The sequence below is a fragment of the Pseudomonas sp. P129 genome (assembly GCF_020312195.1).
Taxonomy (GTDB): domain Bacteria; phylum Pseudomonadota; class Gammaproteobacteria; order Pseudomonadales; family Pseudomonadaceae; genus Aquipseudomonas; species Aquipseudomonas fragariae.
The window spans coordinates 264,210-280,864 of the sequence record NZ_JAGPYS010000005.1; the positions used below are offsets into that span (position 1 = coordinate 264,210).

14 protein-coding genes and 1 pseudogene are annotated in these 16,655 nt (G+C 60.4%); 6 read left to right on the forward strand and 9 right to left on the reverse strand.

All coding sequences use genetic code 11. The features are described 5' to 3' along the window. Positions 1-10 precede the first annotated feature (10 nt). Together pncB and KBY02_RS14920 are read right to left on the reverse strand one after the other, a co-directional pair. On the reverse strand, positions 11-1,234 hold the full coding sequence (gene pncB, locus KBY02_RS14915) for a nicotinate phosphoribosyltransferase (RefSeq protein ID WP_010427809.1): 1,224 nt from the start codon (positions 1,232-1,234) through the stop codon (positions 11-13). Between the two features lie 99 nt (positions 1,235-1,333). After that, a complete protein-coding gene (locus tag KBY02_RS14920) occupies positions 1,334-2,239 on the reverse strand; it encodes a LysR substrate-binding domain-containing protein (RefSeq protein ID WP_024641542.1) in 906 nt (301 codons plus the stop codon). A gap of 499 nt (positions 2,240-2,738) precedes the next feature. Between KBY02_RS14920 and KBY02_RS14925 the strand changes: the two genes are divergently transcribed. From KBY02_RS14925 to KBY02_RS14950, 6 genes are all read left to right on the forward strand, one after another. Beyond that, positions 2,739-3,875 (forward strand): branched-chain amino acid ABC transporter substrate-binding protein, encoded by a 1,137-nt coding sequence (locus tag KBY02_RS14925; protein ID WP_058398825.1) that lies wholly within the window; start codon positions 2,739-2,741, stop codon positions 3,873-3,875. 161 nt (positions 3,876-4,036) lie between these two features. Beyond that, positions 4,037-4,951: an ABC transporter permease subunit gene (locus KBY02_RS14930; RefSeq protein WP_011266504.1), complete on the forward strand. Its 915-nt coding sequence runs from the start codon at positions 4,037-4,039 to the stop codon at positions 4,949-4,951. Between the two features lie 2 nt (positions 4,952-4,953). After that, positions 4,954-6,267: a high-affinity branched-chain amino acid ABC transporter permease LivM gene (livM, locus tag KBY02_RS14935; protein ID WP_225650589.1), complete on the forward strand. Its 1,314-nt coding sequence runs from the start codon at positions 4,954-4,956 to the stop codon at positions 6,265-6,267. Beyond that, a complete protein-coding gene (locus KBY02_RS14940; RefSeq protein WP_003431920.1) occupies positions 6,264-7,139 on the forward strand; it encodes an ABC transporter ATP-binding protein in 876 nt (291 codons plus the stop codon). Before livM ends, KBY02_RS14940 begins: the two co-directional genes overlap by 4 nt. Then, a complete protein-coding gene (locus KBY02_RS14945; protein WP_004407872.1) occupies positions 7,136-7,852 on the forward strand; it encodes an ABC transporter ATP-binding protein in 717 nt (238 codons plus the stop codon). The genes KBY02_RS14940 and KBY02_RS14945 overlap by 4 nt, the downstream gene beginning before the upstream one ends. Positions 7,853-8,572: 720 nt before the next feature. After that, the gene (locus tag KBY02_RS14950; protein ID WP_058398826.1) at positions 8,573-9,340 is read left to right on the forward strand and encodes an SDR family oxidoreductase; all 768 of its coding nucleotides are present in this window, start codon (positions 8,573-8,575) and stop codon (positions 9,338-9,340) included. Between the two features lie 31 nt (positions 9,341-9,371). Here the strand turns inward: KBY02_RS14950 and KBY02_RS14955 are convergent, their stop codons facing one another. The 7 genes and pseudogenes from KBY02_RS14955 to yghU all read right to left on the reverse strand — a co-directional run bounded on the left by KBY02_RS14955 (position 9,372) and on the right by yghU (position 16,412). After that, complete coding sequence (locus KBY02_RS14955) at positions 9,372-10,586, reverse strand: AGE family epimerase/isomerase (RefSeq protein WP_024638286.1); 1,215 nt, start codon at positions 10,584-10,586, stop codon at positions 9,372-9,374. A gap of 72 nt (positions 10,587-10,658) precedes the next feature. Further along, positions 10,659-12,551 carry a 1-deoxy-D-xylulose-5-phosphate synthase gene (dxs, locus tag KBY02_RS14960; protein ID WP_024638285.1) on the reverse strand — a complete coding sequence of 631 codons (1,893 nt, stop codon included), beginning with the start codon at positions 12,549-12,551 and terminating at the stop codon, positions 10,659-10,661. A 161-nt stretch (positions 12,552-12,712) separates the two neighbouring features. After that, positions 12,713-13,600, reverse strand: a complete 888-nt coding sequence (locus KBY02_RS14965; RefSeq protein ID WP_024640883.1) for a polyprenyl synthetase family protein — start codon at positions 13,598-13,600, stop codon at positions 12,713-12,715. Beyond that, positions 13,597-13,842, reverse strand: a complete 246-nt coding sequence (locus tag KBY02_RS14970; protein WP_002551852.1) for an exodeoxyribonuclease VII small subunit — start codon at positions 13,840-13,842, stop codon at positions 13,597-13,599. Before KBY02_RS14970 ends, KBY02_RS14965 begins: the two co-directional genes overlap by 4 nt. A 102-nt stretch (positions 13,843-13,944) precedes the next feature. Beyond that, positions 13,945-15,111, reverse strand: a complete 1,167-nt coding sequence (gene metC, locus KBY02_RS14975; RefSeq protein ID WP_004407878.1) for a cystathionine beta-lyase — start codon at positions 15,109-15,111, stop codon at positions 13,945-13,947. A 115-nt stretch (positions 15,112-15,226) separates the two neighbouring features. Continuing rightward, a pseudogene (locus KBY02_RS14980) lies at positions 15,227-15,595 on the reverse strand (DUF1016 N-terminal domain-containing protein); the annotation flags it as partial. After that, on the reverse strand, positions 15,570-16,412 hold the full coding sequence (gene yghU, locus KBY02_RS14985; protein ID WP_060405963.1) for a glutathione-dependent disulfide-bond oxidoreductase: 843 nt from the start codon (positions 16,410-16,412) through the stop codon (positions 15,570-15,572). The gene yghU and the pseudogene KBY02_RS14980, both read right to left, overlap by 26 nt. Between the last annotated feature and the right edge of the window lie 243 nt (positions 16,413-16,655).

Here is a 16,655-nt window from a genome sequence, read left to right on the forward strand (position 1 = left end):
ATAGGACAATTCAAGCGGGTTTTTCCGGGCTCGGCAAATCCGGCACCTTGAACACATGCCGCAGGTAAGCGACAAAGTTCGGGTCCTTGCACTGCGTCTTGCCGGGCTCGTCAGAGATCTTCGCCACGGCCTGACCGGCGCAAGCCGTCATTTTCAATACCATGTTCATCGGCGCAATGCCGGGGATGTCGGCCGTCAGGTTGGTGCCGATCCCGAAGCTGACATTGATGCGTCCGCGCAACGCGCGAAAGATATCGAGCGCCTTGGGCAGGTTCAGCCCATCGGAAAACACCAGGGTCTTGCTCATCGGGTCGATACCGAGCTTCTGGTAATGCGAGATGCATTTTTCGGCCCACTTCACCGGGTCGCCCGAATCATGGCGCAAACCGTCGAACAGCTTGGCGAAGTACAGATCGAAGTCGTTCAGGAAGGCATCGGTGGTGATGCAGTCGGTCAGCGCGATCCCCAGCAGGCCGCGATATTCACGGACCCAGCAATCGAGCGCGGCAATCTGACTGTCGATCAGACGCGGTCCCAGCTGCTGATGGGCCATGATCCATTCGTGGGCCATGGTGCCCAAGGGCTTGAGGTCAAGCTGGCGGGCCAGATGCACATTGCTGGTGCCGACGAACTGGCCTGGAAAGTCGTTTTTCAGGACGCCGAGCATTTCTTCCTGCACGCGGTAGGAAAACCGCCGGCGCGTGCCGAAGTCCGCCACTTTCAGCTCGGCCAGCTCATCCGTCGTGGCATGCGTGGTCAACCATTCGAACTTGTCATACAGACGATCCCGCGCCTGGCTGAGCAGGGTGTCCGGGTAGCGATGCCGGTTGCGCACTTCGCTGACGATGGCCAGCAGCGGCACTTCAAACAGGATGACGTGCAGCCACGGCCCGTGCAGGCGAATGCACAGTTCGTCATTCTCGATGGTGGTTTTCACGTAGCGGGTATTGAAGCGGAACAGCCCGAGAAAGCGCAGAAAATCCGGTTTGATGAAGGTGATGCGTTCCAGAAAAGCCAGGTGCTCGGGGCTCAGGGACAGCTCGCACAACAGCTCGATCTGGTGCTTGATTTCATCCAGGTAGGGGCGAAGGTCCTCCCCGTTGCGGCAACGGAATTCCCACTCGACGTCCACGTTCGGGTAGTTGTGCAGGACGGCCTGCATCATGGTCAGCTTGTAGAAATCGGTATCGAGCAGGCTTTGCACGATGCGATTGGAAAAGGCGCTCTCGCTCATTGAATCAGGCTCTCCAGAGCAGCCGGATAAAGTGGGGCGCGTGACTTCCTGTCTGTCACCATGGAAGGCTCACGGCCGGATGGGTGTGCATTGTCGCCCTTAAGCGGGGGGTTGATCCAACTGTTCCAGCATCCACTGTAGAAAAACCCGGATTTTGGGCACGTCGGCGGTATGTTCCGGATAGGACAGGTAGTAGGCGCTGTTAGTGCTGGGCAATGCGTAATCCCAGGCAATCACCAGCTTGCCCTCGGCCAGTTCCTCCTCGACCAGAAAGCGTGGCAGCAGCGCGACACCGCAGCCGACCTGTGCCGCGCGGATGCACATATAGAAGGTTTCAAAGCGCGGCCCGTGATAGCTGTGGTCGGTGTGATAGCCCTGGCTTTCGAACCATTCATGCCAGGCTTCGGGGCGGAAGGCATTCTGCAACAGGACCAGTTCACTCAGTTGGGTCGGGTCGGCGAGAGGCTCGTCCGGCAGGCTTTCGGGGGTGCACACCGGCACCAGTTCCTCACCGAACAGCTTCACGCTTTCTGCGCCGGGCATGGCCGCCTGGCCAAAATAGAACGACACGTCACAGCGGCCCTTGATCAGGTCATCGGATTCCTGTTCGTTGATAAGGTCCAGGTGAATGTGCGGGTGACGCAAGCGCCAGCCCTTGAGGCGCGGCACCAGCCAGCGCGCGCCGAATGTCGACGGTGTGGAGACGCGCAACACCTCGGTTTCTCCGCCGTAGGAGCGCAGGAAGTGGGTAGACATCTCGATCTGGGTCAGGATCTTGCGCACTTCAGCCAGGTACAGCGCCCCGGCTGGCGTCAGTTGCAGACGGCGGCGCACGCGCTGAAACAGCAGGTGCTGAACCAGCTCTTCGAGTTGCGCGACCTGCTTGCTGACGGCGCTCTGGGTCAGGTTGAGTTCTTCTGCTGCGCGCGTGAAGCTCAGGTGCCGGGTCACTGCCTCAAAGCATTGCAATGCGGCTATCGAGGGCAGATGACGTTTGTTCAGCATGATGACTTCTCTGTCTGCGGCGCGCGCGGGCTGGCGTAAGCATTATGAATAATCGGAATGATATCTCGCTTAAAGGTCGTTTGTCGGGTGTATGCGGGGAGGTTATTACTGGCGTCGCGTGACGCGCTTTTCAGAATCTGACGATGGCTGCGGCAGGTCTCGTTTAATCCGCTAGCCTCAAATGGTGCGTCTCGTAGCGTTCACGCACCGGGCGTGTGCAATTCGGTGACGTGTGCTGTTACAGGTGGGTTGCCCATCCCGGCATGTGCTGGTTGCTACTCGAGTGCGCGTGGGTTGCTCTTTTTTCGTCCGGGGTTGCACCTTGCGCGTCTGAAGTAACCACGGTGCCCTGTTGCGCGGCGTTGAATGATGGAATGACACGAAAAACACGACATCGCCCTCAACCAAAAAGCGATGGCACGCGCCTTGCTCTGAGCAACTCTGTATCTGTTCGATCATGAAAGTGCCAACTAAAAAAATACCCTCAGGAGCACCACTTATGTCGCATACGTTTTACAGGAAAGATTTTCTGGCAATCGCAGTGGCTACTGCATTGGGCGTGTCTTCGTTTGCACAGGCGGACGTGAAAATCGGCGTAGCGGGCCCAATGACCGGCGCGAACGCGTCGTTTGGTCAGCAGTACATGAAGGGCGCGCAGGCAGCAGCCGATGCGATCAATGCGGCAGGGGGTGTCAACGGGGAGAAAATCGTACTGGTCGCGGGCGATGACGCTTGTGAGCCCAAGCAGGCCGTGGCAGTTGCCAACCGCCTGGTGGATCAGGACAAGGTGATTGGCGTGGTCGGGCACTTCTGCTCGTCGTCAACCATCCCGGCGTCTGAGATCTATGACGAAGCAGGCGTGATTGCCATTACGCCCGGCTCGACCAACCCGACAGTGACCGAGCGTGGTCTGAAAGATATGTTCCGCATGTGCGGTCGCGATGACCAGCAGGGTGTCGTTGCGGGGGACTACATCGTCGACGTGCTCAAGGGCAAGAAAGTCGCCGTTATCAATGACAAGGACACCTACGGCAAGGGCCTCGCGGACGCAACGGCCGCTCAGTTGACCAAGCGTGGCGTCGAGCCGATCCTCGAAGAGGGTCTGACCCGTGGCGAGAAAGATTTCAGTGCGCTGGTCACGAAGATTCGTTCGGTGGGCGCTGACGTCGTGTACTTCGGCGGTCTGCACCCGGAAGCCGGTCCACTGGTTCGGCAGATGCGCGAGCAAGGCCTCAAGGACGTCAAGTTCATGTCCGATGATGGTGTCGTGACCGACGAGCTGGTGACCACTGCAGGTGGCGCACAGTACGTCGATGGCGTGTACATGACCTTCGGCGCTGACCCGCGCGCATTGCCGGACAGCAAGGCTGTGGTGGACCAGTTCCGCAAGGCCGGTTACGAGCCTGAAGGTTACACGCTGTACGCTTACGCTTCGGTACAGGCCCTGGCGGCCGGTTTCAATGGCGCCAAGTCCAACAAGGGTGACGCAGCCGCCGTCTGGCTCAAGGCCAACCCGGTCAAGACCGTCATGGGTGAAAAAGCCTGGGATGCCAAGGGTGACCTGAAAGTCTCCGACTACGTGGTTTACCAGTGGGACGCCGCCGGCAAATACAAGCAACTCGAAAAACAGAAGTGAGATAGACCTCGCGTCAGTCCTGCGCGTCAGGTGCTGACCCGGTGATGGGCTCGCCCATGAGCGAGCCTGCATCTCTTTTATCGTTTTCGGACCTGTCGGTCATGCCTCACGAGGGTGTGACTGGCGGGGTGCTGAGCTGCCTTTTTGTGTGAGCGTGCGTGATGGATGGAATCTTCCTGCAACAAATGGTCAACGGACTCACTCTCGGGTCTGTCTACGGCCTCATCGCCATCGGTTATACGATGGTCTACGGCATCATCGGCATGATCAACTTCGCCCATGGCGACGTGTACATGATTTCCGCCTACCTGGCCGCCATCGGCCTCGCGGTTCTGTCGTTCTTCGGCGTGGAATCCTTTCCGTTCCTGATTCTCGGTACGCTGGTGTTCACCATTGTGGTCACCGGGGTTTACGGCTTCGTCATCGAGCGTGTGGCGTACAAGCCGCTGCGCAACTCGACCCGCCTGGCACCGCTGATCAGCGCTATCGGCATTTCCCTGATCCTGCAGAACTATGCACAGATCAGCCAGGGCGCGCGCCAGCAAGGCGTGCCTACGCTGCTTGAAGGCGCGTGGCGCTTCGAGGTCGGCAGCGGCTTCGTGCAGATCACCTACACCAAGATCTTCATCCTCATTGCCGCCTTCGTCGGCATGGGCGTGCTGACCTACATCATCAAGTACACCAAGCTGGGCCGCATGTGCCGGGCCACCCAGCAAGACCGCAAGATGGCCTCGATCCTCGGCATCAACACCGACCGGGTCATTTCCTATGTGTTCATCATCGGCGCTGCCATGGCGGCACTGGCCGGTGTGCTGATCACCATGAATTACGGCACGTTCGACTTCTATGCCGGCTTCATCATCGGCATCAAGGCGTTTACTGCCGCCGTGCTGGGCGGGATCGGCTCGTTGCCGGGTGCCATGCTGGGCGGCTTGATCCTGGGGGTTGCCGAGTCGCAGTTCTCCGGTCTGATCAACTCCGATTACAAAGACGTGTTCAGTTTCGGCCTGCTGGTGCTGATCCTGATTTTCCGTCCCCAAGGCCTTCTGGGTCGCCCACTCGTGGCGAAGGTATAAGTATGTCCGCTCCTGTTGCTGTTCCTGTTTCCAAACCTGTCGAAATCAAGAAGAGTCTGATCGATGCCGTAGTCGCCGGGTTGCTGGCGCTGATCGTATTCGGCCCCATTGTCGGGATCGTGCTCGATGGCTACAGCTTCAACCTGCAACCGACGCGCGTGGCCTGGCTGGTGGGCGTGGTCATGATCGGTCGCTTTTTGATCAGTCTGTTTCTGCAAACACCCAGAGGCCTGCGTGTTTCCCAGAGCTTCGAAAGCTCCGACTCCGGCGTGCATGTACTCAAACCGGATCATCGATCGAGCCTGTACTGGGTCATTCCGCTGCTGATCGTGATTGCCATCGTGTTCCCGATCTTCGCCAACAAGTACATTCTGACCGTGGTCATCCTCGGTCTGATCTACGTGCTGCTGGGCCTGGGGCTGAACATCGTGGTCGGTCTGGCGGGGCTGCTCGATCTTGGCTACGTGGCGTTTTACGCCATCGGTGCTTATGGTCTGGCGCTGGGCTATCAGTATCTGGGCCTGGGCTTCTGGTCGGCCTTGCCGCTGGCGGCGATCGCAGCGGCGCTGGCCGGGTGCATTCTTGGCTTCCCGGTGTTGCGCATGCATGGCGACTATCTGGCCATTGTGACGCTCGGGTTCGGCGAGATCATTCGCCTGGTGTTGAATAACTGGCTGTCGTTCACCGGCGGCCCGAACGGTGTGCAGGTACCGGCGCCCACCTTCCTCGGGCTGGAATTCGGCCGACGCGCCAAGGACGGCGGGGTGCCGATCCATGAATATTTCGGCTTCGATTACAACCCGGACCTGAAATTCATCTTCATCTACACCGTGCTGTTCCTGGTCGTGCTGGCGGTGCTGTTTATCAAGCATCGCCTGACCCGCATGCCGATCGGGCGTGCCTGGGAAGCCTTGCGCGAAGACGAGATCGCCTGTCGTTCGATGGGCCTCAATCATGTGCTGGTCAAGCTGTCGGCGTTCACCATCGGTGCGTCGACCGCAGGCCTTGCCGGAGTGTTTTTCGCCAGCTATCAGGGCTTCGTCAACCCGACCTCATTCACCTTTTTCGAGTCGGCGCTGATTCTGGCGATCGTGGTGCTGGGCGGCATGGGCTCGACTGTCGGTGTAGTGATCGCCGCGTTCGTGCTGACCGTTGCGCCTGAACTGCTGCGCAGCTTCTCCGAATACCGCGTGCTGCTGTTCGGGATTCTGATGGTGCTGATGATGATCTGGCGACCACGCGGCCTGATTCGCATCAGCCGCACCGGGGTAAAACCGCGCAAGGGCGCGCTGGTGACAGAGAGGGCTGCGCGATGAGCACTGAAGTGATTCTCTCCGTCGAGCACCTGATGATGCACTTTGGCGGCATCAAGGCCCTCAGCGACGTCAGCCTCAAGGTCCGGCGCAATTCGATCTTCGCCCTGATCGGCCCCAACGGTGCGGGCAAGACCACGGTCTTCAACTGCCTGACCGGTTTCTACAAGGCCACTGGCGGACGCATCGAACTGCACACTCGTGGCAAGACCACCAATGTGATCAAGCTATTGGGCGAGCCGTTCCAGGCGACCGACTTCGTGTCGCCGAAAAGCTTCCTCAGCCGGGTGTACTACAAGATGTTCGGCGGCACCCATCTGGTCAACAGGGCAGGGCTGGCGCGCACGTTCCAGAACATTCGCCTGTTCAAGGAAATGTCGGTCGTCGAAAACCTGCTGGTCGCCCAGCACATGTGGGTCAACCGCAGCCTGATCAGCGGGATCCTGAATACCAGGGGCTATCGCAAGGCCGAAGAGGATGCGCTGAACACCGCGTTCTACTGGCTGGAGGTGGTCGATCTGGTGGACTGCGCCAACCGTCTGGCTGGCGAGTTGTCCTACGGGCAGCAGCGCCGTCTGGAGATTGCGCGAGCCATGTGCACGCGGCCGCAGGTGATCTGCCTGGATGAGCCGGCTGCCGGTCTCAACCCGCAGGAAACCGAGGCACTCAGCGGCATGATCCGCCTGCTGCGTGACGAGCACGACATGACCATTGTGCTGATCGAGCACGACATGGGCATGGTCATGGGGATTTCCGACGATATTGTGGTGCTCGACCATGGCAACGTGATTGCGATGGGCGGGCCGGAACAGATCCGTAATGATCCGAAGGTGATCGCTGCGTATCTGGGCGCTGATGAAGAGGAGCTGGTATGAGCAAGCCGATCCTCGAACTGAAAGAGATCGATGTGTTTTACGGGCCGATTCAGGCCCTGAAGAAAGTCTCGCTGCACATCAATGAGGGTGAAACGGTGAGCCTGATCGGCTCCAACGGCGCGGGCAAGTCCACGCTGCTGATGTCGATCTTCGGTCAGCCGCGCGCGGCCAGCGGGCAGATCATCTATCAGGGCACCGACATCACCCAGAAGTCCTCGCATTACATCGCCTCCAACGGCATTGCGCAGTCGCCGGAGGGACGGCGGGTCTTTCCCGACATGTCGGTCGAAGAAAACCTGATGATGGGCACCATTCCGATTGGCGACAAGCATTCGGCCGAAGACATGCAGCGCATGTTCGAGCTGTTCCCCAGGCTCAAGGAGCGCCGCAATCAGCGCGCCATGACCATGTCCGGAGGCGAGCAGCAAATGCTCGCCATCGCCCGTGCGCTGATGAGTCGTCCGAAATTGCTGCTGCTCGATGAGCCAAGCCTGGGTCTGGCCCCGATCATCGTCAAACAGATCTTCTCGACCCTGCGTGAACTGGCAGCCACGGGCATGACGATATTTCTGGTCGAGCAGAACGCCAACCATGCGCTCAAGCTGTCCGACCGGGCCTATGTCATGGTCAATGGCGAGATTCGCCTGTCCGGCACGGGGCAGGAATTGCTGGTAAATGAAGAGGTAAGGAACGCTTATCTGGGCGGGCACTGAGTTCGTCAAAACCCTGCCGTTTTCGTCGCGCGCCCCGGATGCTCAAACATCCGGGGCGCGGTCGTCTGCAATTGTGGAAAACAATTTTGGTGCGTCTGATAAGTGCGACATAAAACCGCTGCAAAGGGTTGTTTTGTCACCGTTTTGACTTGTTCAGGTTTACTGTGGAACCGGCTGTTAATAACTTGGGAGTATTTACCTGCAGCCCTTTATGCATAAGGCCTGCAGAAGAATGATCAAATTTCGTACAGAGGTTTTCGGCCGACGTGACGGGGCATTTGTCAACAGCATCCGGGCTGGTCGTTCATACAGGCTTTACAGGCGAACAGCCTGTGGATAAGTCTGTTAACAAGCCTTGGAAAGACTGCCCCGGACGTTATGGGGTCTGGGCTACAGGCCATCACTGTTTTCTGACGCTTGGCGACCCCTTGGCGGTCTCGGGCAAAGTCAAGGAAAAAACTTCGCCTGATACGCTGCAGGCCCCGAAACACGTGATGTTCAGCGTACCTGACTTGCCCCCAGAGATTGTGGGTCTGACTGTGGATAAGGTGGGCAAAAGTGCCTGTGAGGCCCGTAGCGCATGGCCCGCTCCGGGTTGGTTGTTTTTTGTACAAATACACTCGGTTGTTGCATCGATGTCCCGCTGACGGGCATTCTGCTGCCCTTGCCAGAAACTTATTAACAGGCAGCGCTGTTTTTGCGCCATGTCAGGAGAATGAAATGACTTCCACTGTATTCATCACGGGCGCCACTTCCGGTTTTGGCGAGGCGTGTGCCCGTCGTTTCGCCGAGGCGGGCTGGTCGCTGGTGCTGACCGGTCGACGCAAGGACCGCCTGGATACCTTGAGCGCCGAGCTGTCGAAGCAGACCAAGGTGCATACGCTGGTGCTGGATGTACGTGACCGCAAGGCGATGGAGAGCGCCATCGCAGGTTTGCCTGAAGAGTTCGGCAGCATTCGCGGGCTGATCAACAATGCCGGTCTGGCGCTGGGAATCGATCCTGCGCCCAAGTGCGATCTGGATGACTGGGACACCATGATCGACACCAACGTCAAAGGTCTGGTGTACACCACGCGTCTGCTGCTGCCGCGTCTGATCGCGCACGGTCGCGGCGCGAGCATCGTCAACCTGGGTTCGGTCGCCGGTAACTACCCGTATCCGGGCGGCAACGTCTACGGTGGCACCAAGGCCTTTGTCGGGCAGTTCTCGCTGAACCTGCGCAACGACCTGATCGGCACCGGCGTGCGCGTCACCAACCTTGAGCCGGGGCTGTGCGAGAGCGAGTTTTCGCTGGTGCGTTTCGGCGGTGATCAGGCCAAGTACGACGCCACCTACGCAGGTGCCGAGCCGATTCAGCCTCAGGACATCGCCGACACCATCTTCTGGATCATGAACACACCCGCGCACGTCAACATCAACAGCCTGGAACTGATGCCTGTCAGCCAGACCTGGGCCGGCTTTGCGATTGATCGCAACCGCGGTGATTGATTGCTGATCGGGCCGCGCAGCTGCGGCCCGATCAGCTGTCTGCGGGTGTTGGCGGCGGGAATGCACTGACGAAGCGATTTTCGACGAAATCTGCCAGGCCGATGTAGCAGGTCGCCAGGTGGTAGGGCGTGGTCGACGGCATGTCGCTGCGGCTGACCCTGCCATCGGGCTCGACGCACTCGTTCCAGCCCCTGGCATGCAGAAAGCGCTGCTCGAAGGCCGACAACTGCTGGGTCAAGGCCGCTTCGCAGTCCGGGCGCAGGGCCATGGCCCGCAGGTATTCCGCCTGGGCCCAGATACGCTGGGTGGCATCGCGTACCGTACCATCGAGCGCCAGCATCGCCGTCACAGCGCCGCTGTGTGGATCGACGCCCTGCGCCTGAGCGTAGGCGAACGCGCGGGTCATGGATTCATGCAGCTCGCGCCCGTGCAGTTCCGGCGACGATTGCAGCAGAAAGAACCATTCGAACTGATGCCCTGGCTCGTACCAGTTATCCACAGCGCCCAGAGGCTTCTCCAGCATCACGCCGGTTGCGGTATCGACGAAACGGCGCTGCATGTGGATAACCAGTGCGTCCAGTGCCGCCTGCGTGGCAGGGTCGGCACGCACCGACAGGGCAGCCAGAAACGCCTCTGCCAGATGCATCAAGGGGTTTTGCAACGGTCCGGTACCCAATACCGACCAGTCCTCAGCGAGCTGCGCCTCGTACAGCCCGTCGTCGTCGGCAAAGCGTTCTGCCACAACGTTGAGCGCTGCGTTGAGCACCGACTCTGCCAGCGGGTCCTGCACGTTCGCCCAGTAATGGGCGCAGGCAAAGATAATGAAGGCGTGGGTGTAGAGGTCCTTGCGGCGATCCAGCGGCTTGCCTTGTGGATCAATGCTGTAGAACCAGCCGCCATGCTCGGCATCGTGGAAGTGCTGTTGCAGGGAACGGAACAATTCACCGGCCCGCGCCCGTGCATCCGGCACTTGCGCGTGATCGATGAGGCTGGAAAACAGAAACAGCTGACGCGCACAGGCCATGGCGCGATAGCGTTGCGGCGGTAACGGTTGATCACTGGCGTCGAGTGCTTCGTAGGGCAATGCCAGTTGTGCGTTCCAGCCAGGCCCCTGCCACAGCGGAACGACGACCTGCATGAAGTGCTGCTGCAGGGCGGCGAACAGCGAGGTCAATTCAGGCGTGGAGGCGGAGCGGGTCACATGAGGCATCGGCTGGCATCGCGGCAGTGTCGAGGTGCGCAGCATGTTATCAGGATTGCTGCACGAGGGCGGGTGATGATCGTTCCTCACGCCAGGCGCGTGAGGAAGCTCTGGCAGTCAGCCAATCAGCGCCAGTCGCTCATTGATCGCGGCTTCGATCCCTTGGGCATCCAGGCCGCACTCGGTGAGCATCTGCGCAGGCTTGGCATGCTCGACGTAGACATCCGGCAGGCCCAGGTGCAATACCGACTTGAGGATATTGGCGCGTGCCAGAAACTCGCTGACCGCAGCACCGGCACCGCCCATGACGGCGTTTTCTTCCAGTGTGACCAGCAACTCGTGATTGGCGGCAGCTTCGCTGACCAGGGCTTCGTCCAGTGGTTTGACGAAACGCATGTCGATCACCGTTGCGTCGAGCTTCTCGGCCACCACCAGCGCTTCGGCCAGTTGCACGCCGAACGCCAGTATCGCAACGCCCTGGCCCTGACGCCGCACAACGCCCTTGCCGATCTCGAGCGGTTCAAGATCGGCCTCGATCACCGCGTTAGGGCCGGTGCCGCGTGGGTAGCGCACTGCTGCAGGGCCGGTATGCAGATAACCGGTGCTGAGCAACTTGCGCAGTTCGTTTTCATCGCTCGGCGTCATCACCAGCATGCCGGGGATGCAGCGCAGGTAGGAGAGGTCGAAGCTGCCTGCGTGAGTCGGGCCGTCTTCGCCCACCAGTCCGGCGCGGTCGATGGCGAACAGCACGTCGAGGTTCTGTACCGCGACGTCGTGGATCAGCTGATCGTAGCCACGCTGCAGGAAGGTCGAATAGATCGCCACGACCGGCTTGCTGCCTTCGCACGCCATGCCGGCCGCCAGGGTCACTGCGTGTTGTTCGGCGATGGCCACGTCGAAGTAACGCTCGGGGAAGCGTTCGCTGAACGCGACCAGATCCGAACCTTCCTTCATTGCAGGCGTGATGCCGACCAACCGTGCGTCAGCGTCGGCCATGTCACAGATCCACTGGCCGAACACGCCGGAGTATTTCGGTGCGCTGATCTTTTTCTGCGCGGCAGGCGCATTCAGCGGCTCGAGCTTGGTAATGGCGTGATAGCCGATCGGATCGACTTCAGCCGGTGCAAACCCCTTGCCCTTCTTGGTCACCACATGCAGAAACTGCGGGCCCTTCAGGTCACGCATGTTGCGCAGCGTGGCGATCAGGGTCGGCAGGTCGTGGCCGTCGATAGGGCCGATGTAGTTCCAGCCCAGCTCTTCGAAAAGCGTGCCCGGGACCAGCATGCCTTTGGCGTACTCTTCGGTGCGCCGCGCGATTTCCCATGCTCCGGGCAGGCGCGAAAGCACCTTTTTGCTGCCTTCACGCATGCTGCTGTAGGTGCGGCTGGAAAGAATCTTGGCCAGGTAGTTCGACAGCCCGCCGACATTGCGCGAGATCGACATGTCGTTGTCGTTGAGAATGACCAGCATGTCGGCGGCCACTTCCGGCGCGTGGTTCAGCGCTTCGAAGGCCATACCGGCAGTCAGCGCACCGTCGCCGATCACGGCAATCGATTTGCGCTCGCTGCCCTGCAGGCGCGAGGCAATCGCCATGCCCAGCGCGGCGCTGATCGAGGTGCTGGAGTGTCCGACACCAAAGGTGTCGTACTCGCTTTCACTGCGACGCGGAAAGGCGGCAACCCCTTCCTTCTGGCGCAGGGTGGACATGCGCGCACGACGGCCGGTGAGGATCTTGTGCGGATAGGCTTGATGACCCACGTCCCACACCAGACGGTCGTCCGGGGTGTCGAAAACGTAATGCAGCGCGATGGTCAGCTCGATGACCCCGAGGCCGGCACCAAAATGCCCTCCGGTCTGGCCAACGGAATACAGCAATTCCAGGCGCAGTTCATCGGCCAGGGTTTCCAGCTCGGCTTCGCCCAGACGGCGCAGGCCGTGCGGGGTATCGGCTCGGTCGAGCAACGGCGTGACCGGGCGCTCGCGGGGGATCTCTTTGAACGTCGTGGGCATCAGGCGAATCGTTATAAGTAAAAGAGGCGGCAGTTTACCTTATGCATCGTACGCTGCCCATGAAGTGAGTCGGCGGATGATCTGCCGACTGACATGTGTAATGACTGAGACCACGATGAAGCGTGGTTGATTCAGCGGATTTTCCGGTCCGGTGACAGTGATCAGTGGCGACGTTCGACGATGTAGCGTGCCAGCTGGCGCAACGGCTCTGCGGCAGCATCGAACGGGCTCAGCGCCAGAAGCGCCTGATCACGCAGTTCCAGTGCGTAGTGTTTGGCCGCTTCCAGGCCCAGCAGCGCCGGGTAGGTCGGCTTGTCGCGGGCGATGTCGGCACCCTGGCGCTTGCCGAGGGTCGCGGTATCGCTTTCGACATCGAGAATGTCGTCCTGAACCTGAAACGCCAGGCCGATTGCACGCGCGTAGACCTGCAGAGCATCAAGGCGCGGCTGATCGGCGTGACCGCTGGCCAGTGCGCCAAGCCGGACGCTGGCTTCGATCAATGCGCCGGTCTTGTGGCGATGCATGTATTCCAGCGCGGCCTGATCGAGCTTCAGCCCCACTGAACCCAGATCGATAGCCTGACCACCCACCATGCCCGCCGGTCCGGCCGCAGTCGCGAGGGCCGTGACCATCTGCAGACGCGTCTCGGCATCGCGTGACGTCAGGTGAGGGGCGAGTAGGGCCGTGAAGGCCAGGCTCTGCAGGCCGTCACCGGCGAGGATCGCGCAGGCTTCATCGAAGGCCTTGTGCGTGGTCGGCTGGCCGCGACGCAGGTCGTCGTCGTCCATTGCCGGCAAATCGTCGTGTACCAGCGAGTAGGCATGAATCAGTTCAACGGCACAGGCGGCGCCGTTGGCATCCTCGGCTACACCGCCCAGTGCTTCGCAGGCGGCATACGCGAGCAGCGGGCGCACGCGCTTGCCGCCATTCATCACGCTGTAGCGCATGGCTTCGTAGAGGCGTTCGAGCTCAGGGCCCGGAGCCTTGAACAGCCCGTCGAGTGCTGCGTTGACGCGAGTCTGGCTTTGCGCTTGATAGCTCGCGATCATTCGGGGAGTTCCGCATCGTCGAACGGCTCTTCGCTCAGCTCGCCATCGCGCTCCAGCAGCACCTGAACCTTCTGCTCGGCCTGGGTGAGGGCGCTCTGGCAGTCGCGGGTCAGGCGTACACCTTGCTCGAAGGCGGTCAGGGAGTCTTCCAGCGACAACTCGCCATTCTCCAGCCGCTCTACCAGCGCTTGCAGATCAGCGAGTGACTGTTCGAAATCCAGTGCAGCTTTCTTGCGGGCCATGAGGGCATTTCCGGTAGAGGTTAAACCGCGCGACACTAGCAGAGCGATGGCGTCTGGGCAAATTGCGGCGACGGAGCCGCGCTCTTAAAGCGGCTGCCGGGGTCACTCTGCCGCGAATCCGTTGCGCAGGTCTGCGATCAGGTCTTCCGGGCTTTCCAGGCCGACCTGCAGCCGCAGCATCGGCCCTGCACCGCGCTCGGGACCGTGTTGTTCCACTTCCGTGATCAGGCTTTCAAAACCACCCCAGGAATAGCCGATGCCGAACAGTTTCAACGCGCCGGTAAAGCGATCCAGCACCTGCCGGTCAGCGGTGTTGAATTCGAAACTGAGCAAGCCGTTGCAGCCATGGAAATCGCGCTTCCAGATCGCGTGGCCTGGATCGTCCGGCAAAGCGGGATAGAGCACGCGGGCAACCTGAGGCTGGGCCTGCAGCCATTGTGCGATCTGCAGCGCATGGCGCTCATGCATGGCCATGCGCGCCGCCAGGCTGCGGGCACCACGCAGCACCAGATAGGCATCGTCGGGGCTGACGGTATTGCCCACGGCGGTGTTCATGGTTTTCAGGGTATGCCAATGCGCTTCGGTGGTGCTGACGCTGCCCATCATGACGTCGGAATGGCCGGCCACGTACTTGGTCAGGGCCATCAGCGAAATGTCCGCGCCCAGCGCCAGCGGCTTGTACAGCACCCCCGAGCCCCAGGAGTTATCCACAGCCAGCAGCAGATTCCTTGCTTTGCACAGCTGCGACAGAGCGGGCAGGTCACACATGTCGAATGTCAGCGAGCCGGGCACCTCGGCATAGATCATCCGGGTGTTGGCCTTGATCAGCGATTCCACGTTACTGCCGTCGGCCGCGTAGAAGTCGAACTGGATGTCGAAGGCGGTCAGCATGGTTTTCGCCAGCCGTCGAACAGGGCCATAGACCGATTCGGTGATCAGGACATGATCGCCTGGGCGCAGAAACGATTGAAACATCTGTGCCACTGCGGCCAGCCCGGTCGGGTACAGGCAGGTGCCGTGTGCGCCTTCGAGCTCGGAGATCAGGTCCTGCAAGGCAAACGCAGTCGGGTTGCCGTTGGCGCCGTAAGTCAACGAGCGCTCCGGCCCCGTGGTGCGAATTTCCGCCTGCCGCAAGCTTTCCAGACTGTCGAACAGCACCGTACTGAGGCGCACGACGGGTGGGTTGACCGCAATCCCGGGCCCGCTGCCGGCGCTGCGGCCGCGTTGCGACAGGGCGGTGTGGGCACGAGGGTCTTTGTCTTGCGGCATTGGAGGCTCCGGGTGGAAAAGGCTTGCAGGCTGCGGCTCAGGTACCCGCAAGCGTAATGCATCGTGCGCCTGGCAGGTATCACTGATCGTTCAACACAGCGCTCGCGTAGAACTCATGCAGTTTCGCTTCGGCGTGCCCCGGTGGCAGTTCCAGAAACTCCACCATGTAGGCATCACGGAATATATCCAGTGCGGCCGGCCGGGTTTCCTTGAGCATCGCCGAGGCTTTGGCTGGCTGGGTGACAGTGCGCTCGAATAGAGCGTTCTTGAATTGGCGCTCAAGTTCGCGACTGGACCACTTTTCCCTGATTGCCATACGCAGATAAAACTCACGCTCTTCGGGGCGCTTGCTTTGACTGAAGATGATCAGGTGATGGGTCCAAGGCAATTGTGTCAGCACCGCTGACACTACCTCATCGTCGCGATAGACTCTGTCCGCGAAGGACTTGACGTGTGCCTTATTTATCCAGATCGGACGCCTGATGCCGCTCCGGAACCTGATCGACTTCTTCGCCCCAGGTGCGATTGACCTTCTGGCCTTTGATCACCGCCGGGCGTGCGGCGATTTCTTCTGTCCAGCGAATCAGGTGCGGGTATTCGTGTACCGAGAGGAATTCGGCAGCCGAGTACACCTTGTTCTGCACCAGTGCGCCATACCATGGCCAGACCGCGATATCGGCAATCGTGTAGGTGTCGCCGGCCAGGTAGCGGTGCTCGCCCAGGCGACGGTTCAGCACATCGAGTTGGCGCTTGGCCTCCATCGCGAACCGATTGATGGGGTATTCGAGTTTCTCCGGCGCGTAGGCATAGAAATGCCCGAAACCGCCGCCCAGATACGGCGCAGCGCCCATCTGCCAGAACAGCCAGTTCAGCGTTTCGGTTCGGCCTGCCGGGTCGGCGGGCAGGAAGCTGGAAAACTTTTCGGCCAGGTACAGCAGGATAGAGCCGGACTCGAATACCCGAACAGGTGTTTCATGGCTTCGATCCAGCAATGCCGGGATCTTGGAATTGGGATTGATCTCGACAAAACCGCTGGAGAACTGATCGCCCTCGGAGATACGGATCAGCCAGGCATCGTATTCCGCACCGCTGTGCCCGAGCGCCAGCAGCTCTTCGAGCATGATCGTGACTTTCACACCGTTGGGGGTGGCCAGTGAATAAAGCTGCAGCGGGTGCTTGCCGACCGGCAGCGCCTTGTCGTGTGTGGGGCCGGCGACGGGCCGGTTGATGCTGGCGAACGTGCCGCCCGCTTTTGTTTCCTGCTGCCAGACCTTCGGCGGGGTGTAGAACGTTTGGGTCATGAGGAGCCTCGCTTGTTCAAGGGTGTTCGCTGGACCGGTCGTGTTGCAAAGGACCATAGACGTTATAGATCAACGTACGGGCTGGGAAGTGCCTTGCGATCGTGAACGAGTGTAGCGAGGCAGCGAGTGGCCCATTTCGCTACCTTTGGGAGTTTGTGGAATATTCCTACGGCAACTAAGGCGTCGTCCTATAGCTGTAGCCAGGTAAAAGAAGAGAATATGTGTTCGCAGCACGAGGATCAT

What these genes read in the sequence shown, in the direction of transcription:
- pncB (WP_010427809.1), bottom strand. Translation starts at nt 1,234, where the DNA reads ATGAGCGAGAGCGCCTTTTCCAATCGCATCGTGCAAAGCCTGCTCGAT.
- KBY02_RS14920 (WP_024641542.1), bottom strand. Translation starts at nt 2,239, where the DNA reads ATGCTGAACAAACGTCATCTGCCCTCGATAGCCGCATTGCAATGCTTT.
- KBY02_RS14925 (WP_058398825.1), top strand. Translation starts at nt 2,739, where the DNA reads ATGTCGCATACGTTTTACAGGAAAGATTTTCTGGCAATCGCAGTGGCT.
- KBY02_RS14930 (WP_011266504.1), top strand. Translation starts at nt 4,037, where the DNA reads ATGGATGGAATCTTCCTGCAACAAATGGTCAACGGACTCACTCTCGGG.
- livM (WP_225650589.1), top strand. Translation starts at nt 4,954, where the DNA reads ATGTCCGCTCCTGTTGCTGTTCCTGTTTCCAAACCTGTCGAAATCAAG.
- KBY02_RS14940 (WP_003431920.1), top strand. Translation starts at nt 6,264, where the DNA reads ATGAGCACTGAAGTGATTCTCTCCGTCGAGCACCTGATGATGCACTTT.
- KBY02_RS14945 (WP_004407872.1), top strand. Translation starts at nt 7,136, where the DNA reads ATGAGCAAGCCGATCCTCGAACTGAAAGAGATCGATGTGTTTTACGGG.
- KBY02_RS14950 (WP_058398826.1), top strand. Translation starts at nt 8,573, where the DNA reads ATGACTTCCACTGTATTCATCACGGGCGCCACTTCCGGTTTTGGCGAG.
- KBY02_RS14955 (WP_024638286.1), bottom strand. Translation starts at nt 10,586, where the DNA reads ATGCTGCGCACCTCGACACTGCCGCGATGCCAGCCGATGCCTCATGTG.
- dxs (WP_024638285.1), bottom strand. Translation starts at nt 12,551, where the DNA reads ATGCCCACGACGTTCAAAGAGATCCCCCGCGAGCGCCCGGTCACGCCG.
- KBY02_RS14965 (WP_024640883.1), bottom strand. Translation starts at nt 13,600, where the DNA reads ATGATCGCGAGCTATCAAGCGCAAAGCCAGACTCGCGTCAACGCAGCA.
- KBY02_RS14970 (WP_002551852.1), bottom strand. Translation starts at nt 13,842, where the DNA reads ATGGCCCGCAAGAAAGCTGCACTGGATTTCGAACAGTCACTCGCTGAT.
- metC (WP_004407878.1), bottom strand. Translation starts at nt 15,111, where the DNA reads ATGCCGCAAGACAAAGACCCTCGTGCCCACACCGCCCTGTCGCAACGC.
- yghU (WP_060405963.1), bottom strand. Translation starts at nt 16,412, where the DNA reads ATGACCCAAACGTTCTACACCCCGCCGAAGGTCTGGCAGCAGGAAACA.